Here is a 15,645-nt window from a genome sequence, read left to right on the forward strand (position 1 = left end):
CAACGGAGAGTTTTAATGAAATCAGTCAAGTTGTTTTTAGCCGGCCTTATGGCAATGATGCCCGCACTTGCGATGGCTCAGGAAGCTGGTGCTGCTGGTGGCATGGGTGTTATGGGTCAGGTGATCTTCTTTGCCGGCTTTATTCTGATTTTCTATTTCCTGATCTGGCGCCCGCAGTCCAAGCGTGCCAAAGAGCACAAATCACTGATGTCCGGCCTTAATAAGGGTGATGAAGTGGTCACTTCCGGTGGCATTGCCGGAAAAATCACTAAGGTTACTGATGATTTTATCGTTGTTGAAATTGCTGACAATGTTGAGATCAAAGTACAGAAAGTCGCTGTTGCCGCTGCATTGCCGAAAGGTACGCTCAAAGATATCTGAGCAAGGACTCTCTGGCCGGCCCTGATACCCGCCGGCCTGAACCTTCCTGGCTGAAACACCAAGGCTGGCCTTCGGGCCGGCTACAAGGGATCCCATGCTGAACAAGTACCCGCTTTGGAAAAACCTGATTATCCTGATCGCGATTCTGATCGGGTTTATCTACGCTCTACCCAATCTCTTCCCCGACGATTTCGCTGTGCAGATCACTGGTGCACGTAGTAGTACCGAAGTTAATTCTGCCGTGCTCGAGAGAGCGGTCAAGGCCCTGGAATCGGATGGTATCGAGGTTAAAAGCAGTTCGCTTGAGGATCGGGACGCCCTTATCCGGCTGACGAGCTCCGATGACCAGCTGCGCGCCCGGCCGGCGGTTCAGGCTGCCCTTGGCAGAGACTATCTCGTAGCACTCAATATGGCAGCGTCGACACCGTCCTGGCTGAGAAGTCTGGGCGCGGGGCCGATGAAGCTCGGCCTCGACCTCCGTGGCGGTGTTCACTTTCTGCTCGAAGTCGATATGGATACGGCGGTTGGCCAGAGGCTGGAAGCTGTTTCGGGCCAGATAAAGCGAGAGCTTCGTGATGAACGTATTCGCTATCGCGGCGGTGATGTGGACGGCACGCGTGACATCGTCCTGAGTTTCCGTGATGAAGCGTCACGGTCTGAAGCTTTTGACTTGATCAAACGTCAGTACAACGAGTTTTTGCTGGACGAAAGAACCAACGGTGACGAGTTTCTGATCGTTCTCACCTTGTCAGAAGCCGAGGTGACAGCAATCCGCAAGTACGCTCTTGAGCAGAACCTGACCACTATCCGTAACCGGGTGAACGAACTCGGCGTTGCCGAGCCCCTGGTACAGCAGCAGGGTGCTGACAGAATTATCGTTGAGCTTCCGGGTGTTCAGGATACAGCTCAGGCCAAGCGTGTTCTTGGTGCTACCGCAAACCTTGAGTTCCGCATGGAAGCTCGTCAGGATGCGGCGGCGAGCGAAACCGAGCAGTTCAGTTTCCGCGATGAGCGCCAGCGTACTGCCCGGCTTGAGCGCGATGTCATTGCTACAGGTAATAACGTTGCGAATGCCCAGCAGGCGTTCGATGAAAACGGTCAGCCCCAGGTAAGCATTACCATGGACTCGGTCGGTGGCGACTTGATGAACCGTGCGACACGGAATGCTATTGGTCGGCGCATGGCTGTTTTGTTTATTGAGTTCCGCACGGAAACCGAGACCAGAATGGTTAATGGTGAACCGGTAGAGTCAGAAAAGCGTGTTGTTGAAAAGGGCATTATCAGCCTCGCTACGGTTCAATCAGCACTGGGCAGCAGCTTCCGCATCACAGGTCTGGATTCCATTCCTGAGGCGTCAGAACTTGCATTGCTTCTGCGAGCCGGTGCTTTGGCCGCGCCTATGTACTTTGTCCAGGAGCGCACGATCGGCCCAAGCCTGGGGCAGAAGAATATTGATGCCGGCATGATGTCGGTGGCTCTAGGGTTTATCCTTGTGCTTCTGTATATGCTGGTTTATTACCGCGGGTTCGGGGTTGTGGCAAACATTGCTCTGACCATCAACCTGATGCTTCTTATAGCCTGCATGTCCATTCTCTCGGCCACACTGACCTTGCCTGGCATTGCCGGCATCGTGCTGACCGTGGGCATGGCGGTAGACGCCAATGTGCTTATATTTGAGCGCATAAAAGAGGAGCTCAAAGGTGGCGCATCACCCCAGCTTGCGATCAACACAGGTTACTCCCGTGCCTTTGTGTCTATTTTCGATGCGAACATAACGACTTTGCTTGTTGCCATTATTCTATTCGCAATGGGCTCGGGCCCGGTGAAAGGGTTCGCGGTGACATTGTGCATCGGGATCCTGACGTCCATGTTCTCCGGGCTGATGGTTAGCCGGAGTATCGTCAATACCGTCTATGGCGGCCGCAGGGTCGAGAAACTGTCGATCGGAGGAAAGCTCGCCAATGTCTGATGATCAGAAGAAGCCGTTTGATTTTATGGGGTTCCGGAAGATCGCTTCTGCTTTCTCCATTACACTGGTATTAGCCTCCATTGTGCTTCTGGGAGTCCGTGGCCTTAACTTTGGCATGGACTTTACCGGCGGCACGTCCGTTGAGCTGGAATATAAGGAAGCGCCGCAGCTTGATCAGGTGCGTTCCAGTCTTACAGAGGCAGGATACGACCAGTTTGTAGTGCAGAACTTTGGTGCCGATACCATCGTTCTGGTGCGTCTGTCTGAAGCTGGCAATGACCAGCTTGCCCAGGAGATCACCCGTGTTCTGGAGGCAAGTGGTGACGAATTGCAGCTGATCAGTTCCGAGTTTGTGGGGTCGCAGGTCGGTGATGAGCTCAAAGAGGAAAGTGGTCTCGGGCTTCTGCTCGCGCTTGCGGTTGTGCTCATCTACGTGGGCATGCGATTCCAGTTCAAATTTGGTATTGCTTCGGTAGTTCCCCTGGCTCACGACGTTATCATCGTTCTCGGGATTTTCGCGCTGTTCCAGTGGACCTTCGACCTGACAGTTCTAGCAGCCTTGCTGGCTGTTATTGGCTACTCGCTGAACGACACCATTGTTGTGGCTGATCGCATCCGTGAAAACTTCCGCAAAATGCGGGAGGGTGGGCCCTGGGATATTATCAATGAGTCTATTCATCAGACCATTGCCCGTACCATAAACACGTCTGGCACCACGCTGGTGGTTTTGCTGGCCTTGTATTTCCTCGGCGGTGAAGCGATCAATAACTTCGCTCTTGCTTTGATTATCGGTGTTGTCGTGGGTACTTACTCATCGATCTATGTATCAGCGAATTTGTTGATGGTGATGAGCGTTTCCCGCGAAGACCTCATGGTTCCTGCGAAAGAAGGTGCTGGAGATTCCGAAGAGGAAGAGCAGCCACCGGAATGGCTTAACCGTATGTGATTTACCCCGGGGATATCTCCGGGCACAAAAAAACCGCCAACTGAAAAGTGGCGGTTTTTTTGTGCCCGGAATCTGATACTAGATTCAGAGCCGGGTGTTTGCTTTAAGTGGGTATGCGACCGCGGAATGGCTGCAGTACTTTAAGCACTTCCCGGAACAGCTTCGGGTTCGCAACAACCAGCTGACGGGCTTTTCCGGTCGATGGATTGCCTGCGAAATCGCCGGTCAGTGCGCCCGACTCCATTGCCAGGGTTACACCAAGATCCAGGTCTACCGTTTCCGGGCGGAATATAACGGCCGCGTCCAGAAGACCCGCAGAAACCCGAGCGATATCGAGAACCACGCAGCCTGATGTGCGGAACATGCTGGAGTTCTGAGCCAGCACGGCAGCCATTTCACCCCAGAGGAGAGGGTTGTCGCTCTTGCGTGCCTGGTCCAGCAAGTTGCTTGCAAAGGCAGCTTTTTCTGTATGCCGGACTTCTGAGGCGCGAACTCTGCGGCTGTTCAGTGCGGCTCCGCGCCCACGGCTGGCAGAATATTCTTCGCCTGTAACCGGATTCACCAGAAGCAGGTTCTCAGTGCGGTTGTTTTTCTTTTGTGCCAGAGCCAAAGCAAACTCAGGAATACCTCTGAGAAAGTTTTCGCGACCCATCGTCGGAAAAATATGCCAGCTCTTTTCACTGGTGCCGGCGTCTGCTTCGTTCAGCGGCGCGATGGTGTGATCTTTGTAGGCCTTTCCGAGTTGCTCAGCAAAGTTGTCATAAATGGATTGCTCTACCCGGTCCAACTGAAGGCGGCGTTCGTCGTCGTCCTTTCCGGTGGGCTCCTGGCGCTCGAAGTGGGCTTTCAGGTAATCCGACCCCTGACGCGCAACGCGCAGGGCCATTTTAATAGCTGGTTCCATCTGAGTGTTCGTTATCCGGGTGTGTGAAGGGCGGGTATGATAGCAAAAGAACATCGCTCTTGTATGCTTTTTGACTCAGGGATAGCACGGACAACGCGATATGAGGGGTTTTCCGGGGGCGCAGAAAGCGAGAGGTTTCTGCTATCATTACCGCCCTTAAATTTTAACTTTGGGCCTGCAGCCAATGCACAAACCATCTCCCCCGCTGGAAGGGCCGGACGCGTTTCAGGATCAGATCCGGATTGTCCTTGTAGAGACCTCGCACTCCGGCAATATCGGTGCGGTCGCCCGGGCCATGAAGAACATGGGGCTTGCCAATCTTTGGTTAGTAAACCCGAACTCGTTTCCTGATGAGGCTTCCTACGCCCGAGCCGCCGGAGCTTCCGATATACTGGATCGGGCTCAGGTAGTGCCGACGCTGGATAAGGCGCTGGAAGACTGTGTGATGGTGATGGGCACCAGTGCCCGGGGGCGCAAGGTGCCCTGGCCAGTTGTGCCGCCACCTGAGGCCGCTGCCATTGCTGCGCAAAACAGCCTGTCTGGTCCGGTAGCCCTGGTTTTCGGGCGGGAGAATCATGGGCTGAGTAATGATGAACTTCAGCGTTGCCACTATCATATCCATATTCCATCAAACCCGGACTACAGCTCTCTGAATCTCGCTATGGCGGTTCAGATAATGTGCTATGAATTGCGCATGCTTTTTCTGCGCAACCTTGAAGGTGGAGAGGGCAGCCCCTATCTAAAGCCGATGTTGGCACCCGGTGATGCAGGTTGGGATGTGCCGCCGGCCAAGGTGGGTGATGTTGAGGGCTTTTTCGGCCATCTTGAGCAGACTCTGCATGATGTGGATTTCCATCGCCGGGATAACCCGCGGCAGTTGATGTCCCGTTTGCGCAGGCTGTTTCAACGGGCAAAACTTGATCAGATGGAAATCAACATTCTTCGGGGAGTCCTGAGCGCGGTGCAGAAAGCTGCGGGGGTGTCCGGAAACACGAAACAAACCCAGGCCGGTTCAGAACCGACCGGACAGGAAGATGGCCATGTTTAGGCATTTGCGTGAAGATGTAAAAAGTGTTTTTCACCGGGATCCTGCCGCCAGGAATACCTTTGAGGTGCTCACGAATTATCCGGGGCTTCATGCTCTGCTGATTCACCGAATTTCTCACTGGCTTTGGAATGCCGGGCTGAAATGGCTGGCGCGCACTATTTCGACGCTGGCGCGGTGGTTTACCGGTATAGAAATACATCCGGGAGCGACGATTGGACGACGCTTCTTTATTGACCACGGCATGGGCGTGGTTATTGGTGAAACGACTGTTATCGGTGATGACGTAACGCTATACCAGGGCGTTACTCTCGGCGGCACGAGCTGGAACAAGGGCAAGCGCCACCCAACTATTGGCGACGGCGTTGTTGTTGGTGCCGGCGCAAAGATTCTGGGGCCTTTCGAAGTGGGTGAGGGTGCCAAAATCGGATCGAATTCTGTCGTAACAAAAGCGGTGCCTGACGGCGCGACAGTTGTGGGTATCCCGGGCCGGATTATCGTGAAGGAAAAAACAGAAGATGACGCTCGTCGCAAGGTGATGGAAGAGCGTATGGGCTTCGATGCCTATGGTGTGACAGAGGAAATGCCGGACCCCGTGGCCCGATCTGTGCGTGCGTTGCTGGATCATATGCATGCGGTGGACGATCGTATCGAGATCATGTGCAAAGCGCTCCGCAAGGTGAACAGTGAATACCAGAACGGAGAGTTACCGGTGCTGGATGAACACGATTTTGATTGCGTACGCGACGATAGAGAGGATCGGGGCTGAATACTTGACTGGAATACTTGGTCAATTCATACTCGGTGTCCGATATCGAGATTCAATCCCATCACGGGGCTGATGCCATGAAGTTGACTACCAAAGGCCGCTACGCCGTTACGGCAATGCTGGATCTTGCTCTTCACGGAGGGCAGGGGCCGGTAACACTTGCGGATATTTCAGCCCGTCAGGAAATTTCCCTCTCTTACCTCGAGCAGCTTTTCTCACGACTGCGTCGCCGGCAGTTGGTTGCCAGTATACGTGGCCCGGGAGGAGGGTATCGCCTGAACCGCGTTGCAGCCGACATTTACATTGCGGATGTCGTCGACGCAGTGAGCGAGTCGCTCGATACCACCAGGTGCGGAAATAAAGGTGATTGTCAGAATGGCGAAAAATGCCTGACGCACCATCTTTGGTCTGATCTGAGTGATCAGATTCATCAGTTTCTCAGCGAGATAAGTCTCGGTGATCTGATGAAAAGACACGAAATCCGCCAGGTTGCGGACAGGCAGAACCGCCGTCAGATTGATGGCGGTTCTGACACGATTAATACCGAGCGTCTGATAGATCAGGCGCCCGCCTGAATCAAGCCTCTGTATTCTATGAAAAAGCCCGTATACCTCGATTACGCGGCAACGACACCCGTTGACCCCGTAGTCGCTGATGAAATGATTAAGTACCTTACCCCCGATGGTCTTTTTGGCAATCCGGCGTCCCGTACCCATGGTTTTGGCTGGCAAGCGGAATCCGCTGTGGAGTCGGCCCGTGGCCAGGTCGCGAGCCTGATTCACGCCGACCCCCGCGAGATTGTATGGACCTCCGGCGCAACAGAATCGGACAATCTTGCTATCAAAGGCGCTGTTGCCGGTCGTGATCATGCGCATCTCATAACATCAACCATCGAGCATAAAGCTGTTGTAGATACCTGCAAGTGGTTGGAATCGCAGGGTGTTGCGGTTACCTGGCTGAGTCCTGACAGCGACGGTCGCATTCAGCCGGCCCGGGTATTCAGTGCGCTCCGGCCGGAAACAGTTCTGGTGAGCCTTATGCTGGTGAACAATGAACTGGGTTGTGTGACCGATATTGCGACCATCGGCGCAGAGCTCCGCAGCCGTGGCGTGATGTTTCATGTGGATGCGGCTCAGGCTGCCGGCAAAATGCCCGTTGATGTTTCAGTTATGCCGGTGGACCTGATGTCCCTTTCTGGTCACAAGGTCTATGGCCCCAAGGGTGTTGGTGCGCTCTACGTCAGGCGTTCGCCCGATGTGCGTATAGAGGCTCAGATCCATGGTGGTGGTCATGAGCGCGGCATGCGCTCAGGAACCCTGCCAACGCACCAGATTGCCGGTATGGGTAAGGCATTTGCTATTGCTGAGACCTGCCTTGAGGAAGAGATGCAGCAACTCGAGTCTCTGCGCTCAGCTTTTCTGGATGGGTTGGCGGGATTGTCAGGCGTAACACTCAACGGCTCCGATACCTTTCGAGTGCCCGGGATCATTAATCTGGCGTTCGACGGTGTCGATGCAGAGTCTCTGATGCTTGGGTTGCGGGATCTTGCTGTATCCTCGGGTTCCGCCTGTGCATCTGCCGCCGTAGAGCCCTCTTTTGTGCTCCGTGGTATTGGTTTGAGTAGTGAACTGGCCAATCGCGCTTTGCGGTTTTCCTTTGGTCGTTTCACGACCGCGGAAGAAATCGCGTTTGCCAGTGCGCAAATTGTTGATGTTGTTACTCGCCTTCGTGCAGTGCGGTAGGCAGTAGGCCTCCGACTGCGTATAATCGCAGGCCTGAAATTTACCCAAACCTTAACAGGAGAAATACCATGGCTAACGAGCGCACGCTTTCTATTATCAAGCCCGATGCAGTCGCAAAAAATGTAATTGGCGAAATTTACAGCCGTTTTGAGAAGGCTGGCCTGAGCATTGTAGCCTCTCGCATGATGCACCTGACCCAGGAGCAGGCTGAAGGTTTTTACGCTGAGCACAAAGAGCGCCCGTTCTTCAACGATCTGGTTGCATTCATGACATCCGGCCCTGTTGTTGTTCAGGCTCTGGAAGGTGAAGGCGCCATCCTGAAAAACCGTGATCTGATGGGTGCTACCAACCCGAAAGAAGCTGAAGCCGGCACCATTCGTGCTGATTTCGCTTCATCTATCGACGCGAACGCGGTTCACGGATCTGATTCTGCTGCTTCTGCAGAACGCGAAATTGCTTATTTTTTCAATGACAACGAGATCTGCCCACGCGGCTGATTCCGTTGATCGGGGGCTGCCGCTGGCAGTCTCCGTATTGGTTATCTGATCGAGGTTATAAAATGACAGCGGCTGCTGAAAAAACCAACCTGCTGGGAATGCCGAAGGCAAAGCTTGAGGCTTACTTTGACACCCTTGGGGAAAAACGTTTTCGCGCCACTCAGTTGCTGCAATGGATGCACCAGCGCGGCGTGGATGACTTCGATCAAATGACCAATGTGAGCAAATCCCTGAGGGACAAGCTCAAACAGGTGGCCGTGATTCGTGGCCCGGAAGTTGTCTATGATGAAACGTCGAAAGACGGAACCCGCAAGTGGGTCATGCGCATGGACAACGGCAACAGTGTAGAAACTGTGCTGATACCGGACGGCGAGCGCGGCACGCTTTGTGTATCGTCGCAAATTGGCTGTACCCTTGACTGCACTTTCTGCTCAACGGGTAAGCGCGGTTTCAACCGGAACCTGACGGCTGCAGAAATTATCGGGCAGGTGTGGGTTGCGCGAAAGGCCTTCATGCCATTCGAGCCGGGCCCCGACAGGCCGATTACCAACGTTGTCATGATGGGGATGGGAGAGCCCTTGATGAACTTTGACAACGTTGTGGATGCCATGAATCTGATGATGGAAGATAACGCCTATGGTATCTCCAAGCGTCGGGTTACGCTGAGCACCTCCGGCGTTGTGCCGGGTATTGACAAGCTTGCGGAAGTTACCGATGTTTCACTGGCCATTTCTCTGCATGCGCCCAATGATGAGTTGAGGAACAAGCTGGTTCCGCTCAACAAGAAGTATCCGATCGCAGAACTTCTGGCGGCAACGCGTCGTTATTTCAGTCGTTTGCCGGAAAAGCGAAAGGCAACTATAGAATACACGGTCATTGAAGGTATGAATGACAAGCCTGAGCACGCCGTGGAGCTGGCTGAGTTGCTGCGGGATCTTCCCTGCAAGATCAATCTCATTCCCTTTAATCCGTTTCCTGAGAGTGACTTCCGTCGGCCCAGCATGAATGCTACCCGGCGATTTCAGGCTATTCTGAATGATGCCGGTTATATCGCAACCATCAGAACGACCCGGGGCGATGATATTGACGCTGCGTGTGGCCAGTTGGTTGGTAAGGTAGAAGACCGCACCCGTAGAAGCCAACGTTATATAAATGTTCAGCAGGTGAATCCCTGAACAGGGCTCCTGCGATGCTTAATCTGCGAGGAACACAATCTGTGCCTAAAAAAACGCTAAGTAGACGTTTTGCTGCTGTAGCAACCTTGCTGGGCGCTCTCTTTATCACAGGGTGTGTTACCACAACTGACAGCCGTTTCTCCCGCGAGGCGGATCGTCAGAAAGCCGTTGAAAGCTATGTTCAGCTTGCGACGGCTTATATCGGCCAGGGTAATCTAGAGCGGGCGAGGCATCACCTTGATCGCGCGCTGGAGCTTGCTCCGGATAGCTCCGCTGCGCTGGCAGCGCAGGGGTTAATCTATAACTCCGATGGCGAACCCGAGCTTGCAGAAAGGAGTTTCCAGCAGGCAATTTCCAACGATTCTGGTTATACACGTGCCCGAGTCTATTACGGTGCATTTCTATACTCCCAGGGGCGAATGGAAGAATCCCGTGACCAGTTTCGGGCTGCGTCCAGGGATACTGAGTACAGCGATCGTGCGTCCATTTTTTACAATCTTGGTATGACCCAGGAACGACTCGGTCAGCTGGATGACGCTATAGTCTCTTATCGTCGCGCTTCCGAGTTGAGCCGCGGTGACGCTCGATCGCTGCTTTCGCTTTCCCGTGTGATGGCGGATTCCGGCGACATGGCCGGCGCTGCTCGTTATTACGATCGTCTGTTGCTGATAATACAAAGAAACCAGGGGCTGCAGCATTCACCTGAGAGCCTGTTAACGGGTATACGCATTGCGCGCTATCTTGGCGATGGAAACCAGGAGTCGAGCATGGTGTTGCAATTGAAAAACAAGTACCCGGAGTCAGTAGAGTATCAACAATACAAGGCGCTGATTTCTAATGACAAGTGATGAAACTCAACAGACTGCGTCGACGGAAACCGTTGGTCAGCAACTGAAGAAAGCAAGAGAAAGGCATGGATTGAGCGTCGCCCAGATAGCCGATGCGCAGCATTTGAGAAGCGGTATTATCCAGGCAATTGAGAACGATGAGCACGGTCAGATAGACAGCGAGCTCTTTCTCAAAGGCTATGTCCGGGCTTATGCGAAGCAGGTTGGCCTCAACGGTGACGCAATTATTGCAGATCTGAATCGCGAGCTTGAGCCTGTGCGACAAAAGAAAGCGCGCGAGCTGGAAGCCAATCCCCTGGTGGATATCGAGCGGCGAAGGCGCCGGAAACGCCGGGTTGGCAAGCTGCTTTTGCTTATCCTGGCGGTGTTGCTCGTCGGGGCTCTCGTTGTGATGTTTGTGATGCCGAAATTCAGCTCCGGAGACGGCGGCGACTCACTTTCTACAATGTCTTCACCGAGCGAACCGGCCCTGGAAACAGATTCGACAGTTGATTCTGAAATTCTGTCAGGCCTCAACAGCACCGACCGTGAATCTGCTGTTGACACAGCGGACGGCTCTGCAAACGACTATGTCGACCCACCTCCAGCGGAAGAGCTCGCCGCGGCAGCAGATGTCGGGCCCGAGCAGACATCTGAGGCTGAAGCCGAGGCGGCAACGTTGGTGCAGCCCGGTGACGTTTTAGAAGACCAGATACCGGTCGTTGCTCAGTCCACAGAGCCAGCGTTGGCTCAGCCGTCTATCACTGAAGATGCAGGCCCGGTATCAGGCAGGCTGGAAATAGATTTCACCGGCGATTGCTGGGTCCAGGTGCGGGACGCGACTGGTTCCCGGCTGACAAGCTCCCTGAGAAGGGCGGGAGACAAACTTGAAGTGACCGGAGAGGCGCCTCTGACAGTTGTGATCGGTGCCGTTAACACCGTAAAAGCGATTCGCTTCCAGGGTGAATCGGTGGACATCGGTGATTTTCCGGTTGAGAACAACCGTGCGGAGTTCACTCTCACAATCTGAACATTTTTGCATTTATCTATTTCGGTCCCAAGCACATGAAACACGAATCCCCGATCATAAGACGCAAATCCCGCCAGATCATGGTTGGGAATGTACCCGTTGGCGGTGATGCGCCAATCGCGGTGCAAAGCATGACTAACACGAATACCTGCGATGTCGGTGCAACGGTAGGCCAGATTGTCGCGCTGCAAGATGCAGGTGCTGATATCGTGAGGGTCTCGGTACCTTCGATGGAAGCTGCTGAAGCCTTCGGAAAGATCCGCGACCGGGTTTCCGTGCCCCTGGTCGCAGACATTCACTTTGACCATAAGATTGCGCTGCGGGTTGCCGAGTTGGGCGTAGACTGCCTGCGTATCAATCCGGGCAATATTGGTCGTGAAGACCGTGTGAGCGCCGTGATCAGCGCAGCGCGTGATCGTAATATACCTATACGTATTGGTGTAAACGCAGGCTCTTTGGAAAAGGAACTCCAGCGCAAGTATGGAGAGCCGACGCCTGATGCGTTGGTTGAGTCGGCTATGCGCCATATCGACATTCTCGACCGTCACGACTTTCAGGACTTTAAAGTCAGCCTGAAAGCCTCGGAAGTCTTTATGACGGTAGCCGCTTATCGCCAAATTGCCTCCCAGATTGAGCAGCCGCTTCACCTTGGCATAACCGAGGCTGGTGGGCTCCGGTCAGGCACGGTGAAGTCCTCCATTGGGCTCGGTATGCTGCTGATGGACGGTATTGGCGATACCATTCGGGTTTCTCTGGCGGCGGATCCGGTTCAGGAAATCAAGGTTGGTTTCGACATCCTCAAAAGCCTGCGTTTGCGCAGCCGGGGTATCAACTTTATTGCTTGTCCGAGCTGCTCTCGACAGAACTTCGATGTTATTCAGACCATGAACGATCTGGAAGTGCGGCTGGAGGATGTGAATGAAGCTCTGGATGTTGCCATCATCGGTTGCATTGTTAATGGTCCTGGTGAAGCAAAAGTGGCGGATATCGGACTGACCGGCGGAAGCCCCAAAAACCTGTTCTACAGGGCAGGCAAACCGAACCAGAAACTCGATAACGCAAACCTTACCGATGACCTTGAGCGGCTGATTCGTGCAGAGATTGCCCATCGCAAAGAGCAGGAAGACGCCATTATTGCGCGCTCAGACAAGTGATCGTTTACCTCGTATCCAGAAAGAATTAAGGGTTTACATTGGCTAAGATTCAGGCAATACGCGGGATGAACGATATCCTGCCAGAACAGACACCCTTGTGGCAGTTTGTTGAAGGCACCGCGCGCAGGGTTTTGCAACAATATGGTTATCAGGAAATCCGGATGCCAGTGGTTGAGCAGACGGACCTCTTCAAGCGTTCCATCGGCGAGGTTACTGACATCGTCGAGAAGGAGATGTACACCTTTGAGGATCGCAATGGTGACAGCCTGACTCTTCGGCCTGAAGGCACCGCCGGATGTGTGCGTGCTGCAGAAGAGCACGGCTTGCTGTTCAACCAGACTCGTAGATTGTGGTACACAGGGCCGATGTTCCGGCATGAGCGGCCGCAAAAGGGCCGTTACCGCCAATTTCATCAGATTGGTGTTGAGTGTTTTGGTATTCAGGGCCCGGATATTGATGCGGAACTACTGATTCTTACAGCAAGGCTATGGCGAGAGCTCGGCCTTGGTTCGCATGCGCGACTGGAAATTAACTCTATTGGTTCGTCGGCGGCACGCAAAGAGTTCCGTGGTGCCTTGGTGGACTATCTCGGGCAGTATAAAGCGCAGCTTGACGAGGACAGCCAACGACGCCTCGATACCAACCCGTTGCGTATTCTCGACAGTAAAGACCCGGGCACGCGCAAACTGCTTACAGACGCACCGCGTCTGGAAGACTATCTTGATGCCGAATCGCGGCAGCACTTTGACCAGCTCAAGAAGCTGCTCGATGTAGCCGGAGTTGCATACACCGTTAATCCGGCCCTGGTTCGCGGGCTCGACTACTACGGAAAAACTGTTTTTGAGTGGGTTACCGATAGTCTTGGGGCCCAGGGCACTATTTGTGCTGGTGGGCGGTATGACGGCCTGGTAGAGCAGCTTGGTGGAAAACCGACCTCTGCTGTTGGTTTTGCCATGGGGCTTGAACGCCTCATTCTGCTACTCGATACACTCGGGCTGGTGCCGGAGGAAGCTAACAGTAACGCCGATGTCTATGTAACGGCTATGGGTGAATTGGCGGTCGCACCGGCATTGGCGCTGGCTGAGAATCTGCGTAACGAGCTGAAAGGCCGGGTGATTATCAGCCATTGTGGTGGTGGTAGCTTCAAGAGTCAGATGAAAAAAGCAGACAAAAGTGGTGCCCGCTACGCTGTGATTCTTGGGGAGAACGAGCTGGAGAATGCCACAGCAGGCCTCAAGCCGCTGCGCTCGGACGAAGAGCAGAGCAGTGTTGCGCAGAGTGATTTGGCAGTAGTGCTTGCGAAAGCCCTGGCGAACTGATTCGTACGAACATAAAAGTAAAAAACCATTACAGGAGTGAACATGGCGGAATTGCGCACCGAAGAAGAACAGGTACAGGCGATCAAGGACTGGTGGAAGCGTAATGGCAGTTCTCTGCTCATTGGTATCGGTGCCGCCCTGGCGATTGTATTCGGCTGGCAGGCCTGGCAAAACCATCAGGACCAGCAGCGGGCAGAGGCCGCCAATCAATTCGCAACGCTGTTGAATGCGTTTGCTAACGAGGCCGATGAAACGTCAGGCGAGACAGTGGCCTTCGTAGCAAAAACCCTGCGTGAGGATTATACCGACAGCGCGTATGCGGTATATGGCAATCTGATTCTGGCTCGCCAGCAGCTGGTTGAGGAGAGCGACGCTGAAGCGGCGATTGATTCGCTCGAGTGGGCGCTTGAAAAAGCAGGTGAACACAAGGCCCTGACGCTTGTAGTTCGCAACCGCCTTGCTCGTGCGCAGTTCTCTGCTGAACGTCATGACGACGCGCTGGCTACGATTGATGGTGCCGGAGATATGGAAAATGCTGGCGCATTTGCAGCCATTTTCTCTGAATTGCGCGGCGACATTATGCTGGCCCAAGGTAATGAGGAAGGCGCGCGTGATGCCTATCTGGCAGCCCGCGAACAGAGCCAGCAGGGCCGTAGTGGCATTCTGGAACTCAAGCTTTCTGATCTTGGTGTCGGGGAGGATGCCTGATGTTTTTGACTGGCAACAGGCTGGTCCGAGCTGGCGTCTTTTCAGTTTTGGCGGTGGCACTGGGCGTTTCCGGTTGCAGCACCACTGATACCTTTGAGCAGCCGGTGCCGGTTCCCGATGTGGACAGCACCGTTGAGTTCAAGACGGTCTGGAGTAGATCGGTCGGCGACGGACATGATGGCGAATTCCTCTACCTGTCGCCATTGAACGCCGGCGACACAGTGTATGCCGCTTCTGCTGATGGTGAGCTCTTGGCTCTGGATACGGAGACCGGTAAGCTGCAATGGGAGCGGGACCTGGAAAGCCGTATCTTCGCCGGAGTTGGTGGTGATCGGACGCAGCTTTATCTGGTTACCCGTGAAGCAGACCTGGTTGCGCTTTCCCGTGAAGACGGCAGTGAACTCTGGCGCAGCGCATTGCCAACGGAAGCACTGGCAACACCCCAGTCGAACGGTATTTTGGTGGTCGCCCAGACCACCGATGGCAGAGTCCTTGCCTTCGATACAACCAATGGCGAGAAGCGCTGGCAGTATGATGGCGTAGTGCCTGCACTTTCTCTTCGAGCCGCTGCAGCGCCCCTGGTAGGTGGTGATGTTGTGATTGCTTCGTTTTCCAACGGTAAACTTATTGCGTTGTCGGCGGATGCCGGTCAACCGCTTTGGCAATACGAAGTAGGGCAGCCTCAGGGGCGTACAGAACTTGAACGCCTGGTAGACATTTCGGGGCAGCCTCTGGTTCTCGATTCTGCGGTGATGGTCTCCGGGTACCAGGGTAAGCTTGCATTGATTGATATTCGCACCGGCCAGGAAATCTGGAGTCGGAAGGCATCAAGCCTGCATGCGCCAATGGTTGGCGACGGTAATATCTATCTTTCTTCTGCAAACGGTGATGTTGTCGCCTATCGTGGTTCTGATCGCAGGGAAATCTGGCTTCAGGATGCACTGTCCTGGCGTCAATTGACTCAGCCAGCTGTTTACGAAAACTATCTGGTGATCGGTGATTATGAAGGTTATCTGCACGTGCTGTCAGGCGATGACGGAAGCCTCGTAGGCCAGAAGAGTTATGACAGTGATGGCCTTCGGGTGCCGTTCCAGCGTCTGGCAAACGGAAACCTGATGGTTTTCGGAAACGGCGGAAAACTGTCTGTATTCACACTGAGGGAGCGGAACTGATCCGCAC

The 15,645-nt window shown here is 54.1% G+C and carries 16 protein-coding genes; 15 read left to right on the forward strand and 1 reads right to left on the reverse strand.

Translation table 11 applies throughout. From position 1 onward, the window contains the following. The first annotated feature begins 15 nt into the window (after positions 1-15). From yajC to secF, 3 genes are all read left to right on the forward strand, one after another. A complete protein-coding gene (gene yajC / locus ACN0RL_RS15065) occupies positions 16-381 on the forward strand; it encodes a preprotein translocase subunit YajC (protein WP_417518222.1) in 366 nt (121 codons plus the stop codon). A gap of 94 nt (positions 382-475) precedes the next feature. Next, on the forward strand, positions 476-2,350 hold the full coding sequence (gene secD / locus ACN0RL_RS15070) for a protein translocase subunit SecD (protein ID WP_417518224.1): 1,875 nt from the start codon (positions 476-478) through the stop codon (positions 2,348-2,350). Next, entirely contained in the window at positions 2,343-3,296 is a 954-nt protein-coding gene (secF, locus tag ACN0RL_RS15075; protein WP_417518226.1) for a protein translocase subunit SecF, read from the forward strand. The genes secD and secF overlap by 8 nt, the downstream gene beginning before the upstream one ends. Positions 3,297-3,399: 103 nt before the next feature. Here the strand turns inward: secF and ACN0RL_RS15080 are convergent, their stop codons facing one another. Beyond that, complete coding sequence (locus ACN0RL_RS15080) at positions 3,400-4,200, reverse strand: inositol monophosphatase family protein (protein ID WP_417518228.1); 801 nt, start codon at positions 4,198-4,200, stop codon at positions 3,400-3,402. A gap of 184 nt (positions 4,201-4,384) precedes the next feature. Between ACN0RL_RS15080 and trmJ the strand changes: the two genes are divergently transcribed. From trmJ to bamB, 12 genes are all read left to right on the forward strand, one after another. Further along, positions 4,385-5,248 carry a tRNA (cytosine(32)/uridine(32)-2'-O)-methyltransferase TrmJ gene (gene trmJ / locus ACN0RL_RS15085; RefSeq protein ID WP_417518230.1) on the forward strand — a complete coding sequence of 288 codons (864 nt, stop codon included), beginning with the start codon at positions 4,385-4,387 and terminating at the stop codon, positions 5,246-5,248. Beyond that, positions 5,241-6,014: a serine O-acetyltransferase gene (gene cysE, locus ACN0RL_RS15090; RefSeq protein ID WP_417518232.1), complete on the forward strand. Its 774-nt coding sequence runs from the start codon at positions 5,241-5,243 to the stop codon at positions 6,012-6,014. The genes trmJ and cysE overlap by 8 nt, the downstream gene beginning before the upstream one ends. Positions 6,015-6,091: 77 nt before the next feature. Then, positions 6,092-6,589: a Fe-S cluster assembly transcriptional regulator IscR gene (iscR, locus tag ACN0RL_RS15095; protein ID WP_417518234.1), complete on the forward strand. Its 498-nt coding sequence runs from the start codon at positions 6,092-6,094 to the stop codon at positions 6,587-6,589. Positions 6,590-6,607: 18 nt separating this feature from the next. Then, positions 6,608-7,756, forward strand: a complete 1,149-nt coding sequence (locus ACN0RL_RS15100; protein WP_417518236.1) for an IscS subfamily cysteine desulfurase — start codon at positions 6,608-6,610, stop codon at positions 7,754-7,756. A 68-nt stretch (positions 7,757-7,824) separates the two neighbouring features. After that, positions 7,825-8,253: a nucleoside-diphosphate kinase gene (gene ndk, locus ACN0RL_RS15105; protein ID WP_417518238.1), complete on the forward strand. Its 429-nt coding sequence runs from the start codon at positions 7,825-7,827 to the stop codon at positions 8,251-8,253. Between the two features lie 62 nt (positions 8,254-8,315). Further along, positions 8,316-9,428: a 23S rRNA (adenine(2503)-C(2))-methyltransferase RlmN gene (gene rlmN, locus ACN0RL_RS15110; RefSeq protein WP_417518240.1), complete on the forward strand. Its 1,113-nt coding sequence runs from the start codon at positions 8,316-8,318 to the stop codon at positions 9,426-9,428. Positions 9,429-9,469: 41 nt separating this feature from the next. After that, positions 9,470-10,276 carry a type IV pilus biogenesis/stability protein PilW gene (pilW, locus tag ACN0RL_RS15115; protein WP_417518242.1) on the forward strand — a complete coding sequence of 269 codons (807 nt, stop codon included), beginning with the start codon at positions 9,470-9,472 and terminating at the stop codon, positions 10,274-10,276. After that, entirely contained in the window at positions 10,266-11,285 is a 1,020-nt protein-coding gene (locus ACN0RL_RS15120; protein WP_417518244.1) for a RodZ domain-containing protein, read from the forward strand. Before pilW ends, ACN0RL_RS15120 begins: the two co-directional genes overlap by 11 nt. A gap of 35 nt (positions 11,286-11,320) precedes the next feature. After that, a complete protein-coding gene (gene ispG / locus ACN0RL_RS15125) occupies positions 11,321-12,439 on the forward strand; it encodes a flavodoxin-dependent (E)-4-hydroxy-3-methylbut-2-enyl-diphosphate synthase (RefSeq protein ID WP_417518246.1) in 1,119 nt (372 codons plus the stop codon). 38 nt (positions 12,440-12,477) lie between these two features. Beyond that, a complete protein-coding gene (gene hisS / locus ACN0RL_RS15130; RefSeq protein WP_417518248.1) occupies positions 12,478-13,758 on the forward strand; it encodes a histidine--tRNA ligase in 1,281 nt (426 codons plus the stop codon). Positions 13,759-13,800: 42 nt separating this feature from the next. Then, positions 13,801-14,466, forward strand: a complete 666-nt coding sequence (locus ACN0RL_RS15135) for a YfgM family protein (protein ID WP_417518250.1) — start codon at positions 13,801-13,803, stop codon at positions 14,464-14,466. Beyond that, on the forward strand, positions 14,466-15,638 hold the full coding sequence (bamB, locus tag ACN0RL_RS15140; protein ID WP_417518252.1) for an outer membrane protein assembly factor BamB: 1,173 nt from the start codon (positions 14,466-14,468) through the stop codon (positions 15,636-15,638). The genes ACN0RL_RS15135 and bamB overlap by 1 nt, the downstream gene beginning before the upstream one ends. Positions 15,639-15,645: the final 7 nt, after the last annotated feature.

The sequence above is a fragment of the Marinobacter sp. genome (genome assembly GCF_048259445.1).
GTDB lineage: Bacteria > Pseudomonadota > Gammaproteobacteria > Pseudomonadales > Oleiphilaceae > Marinobacter.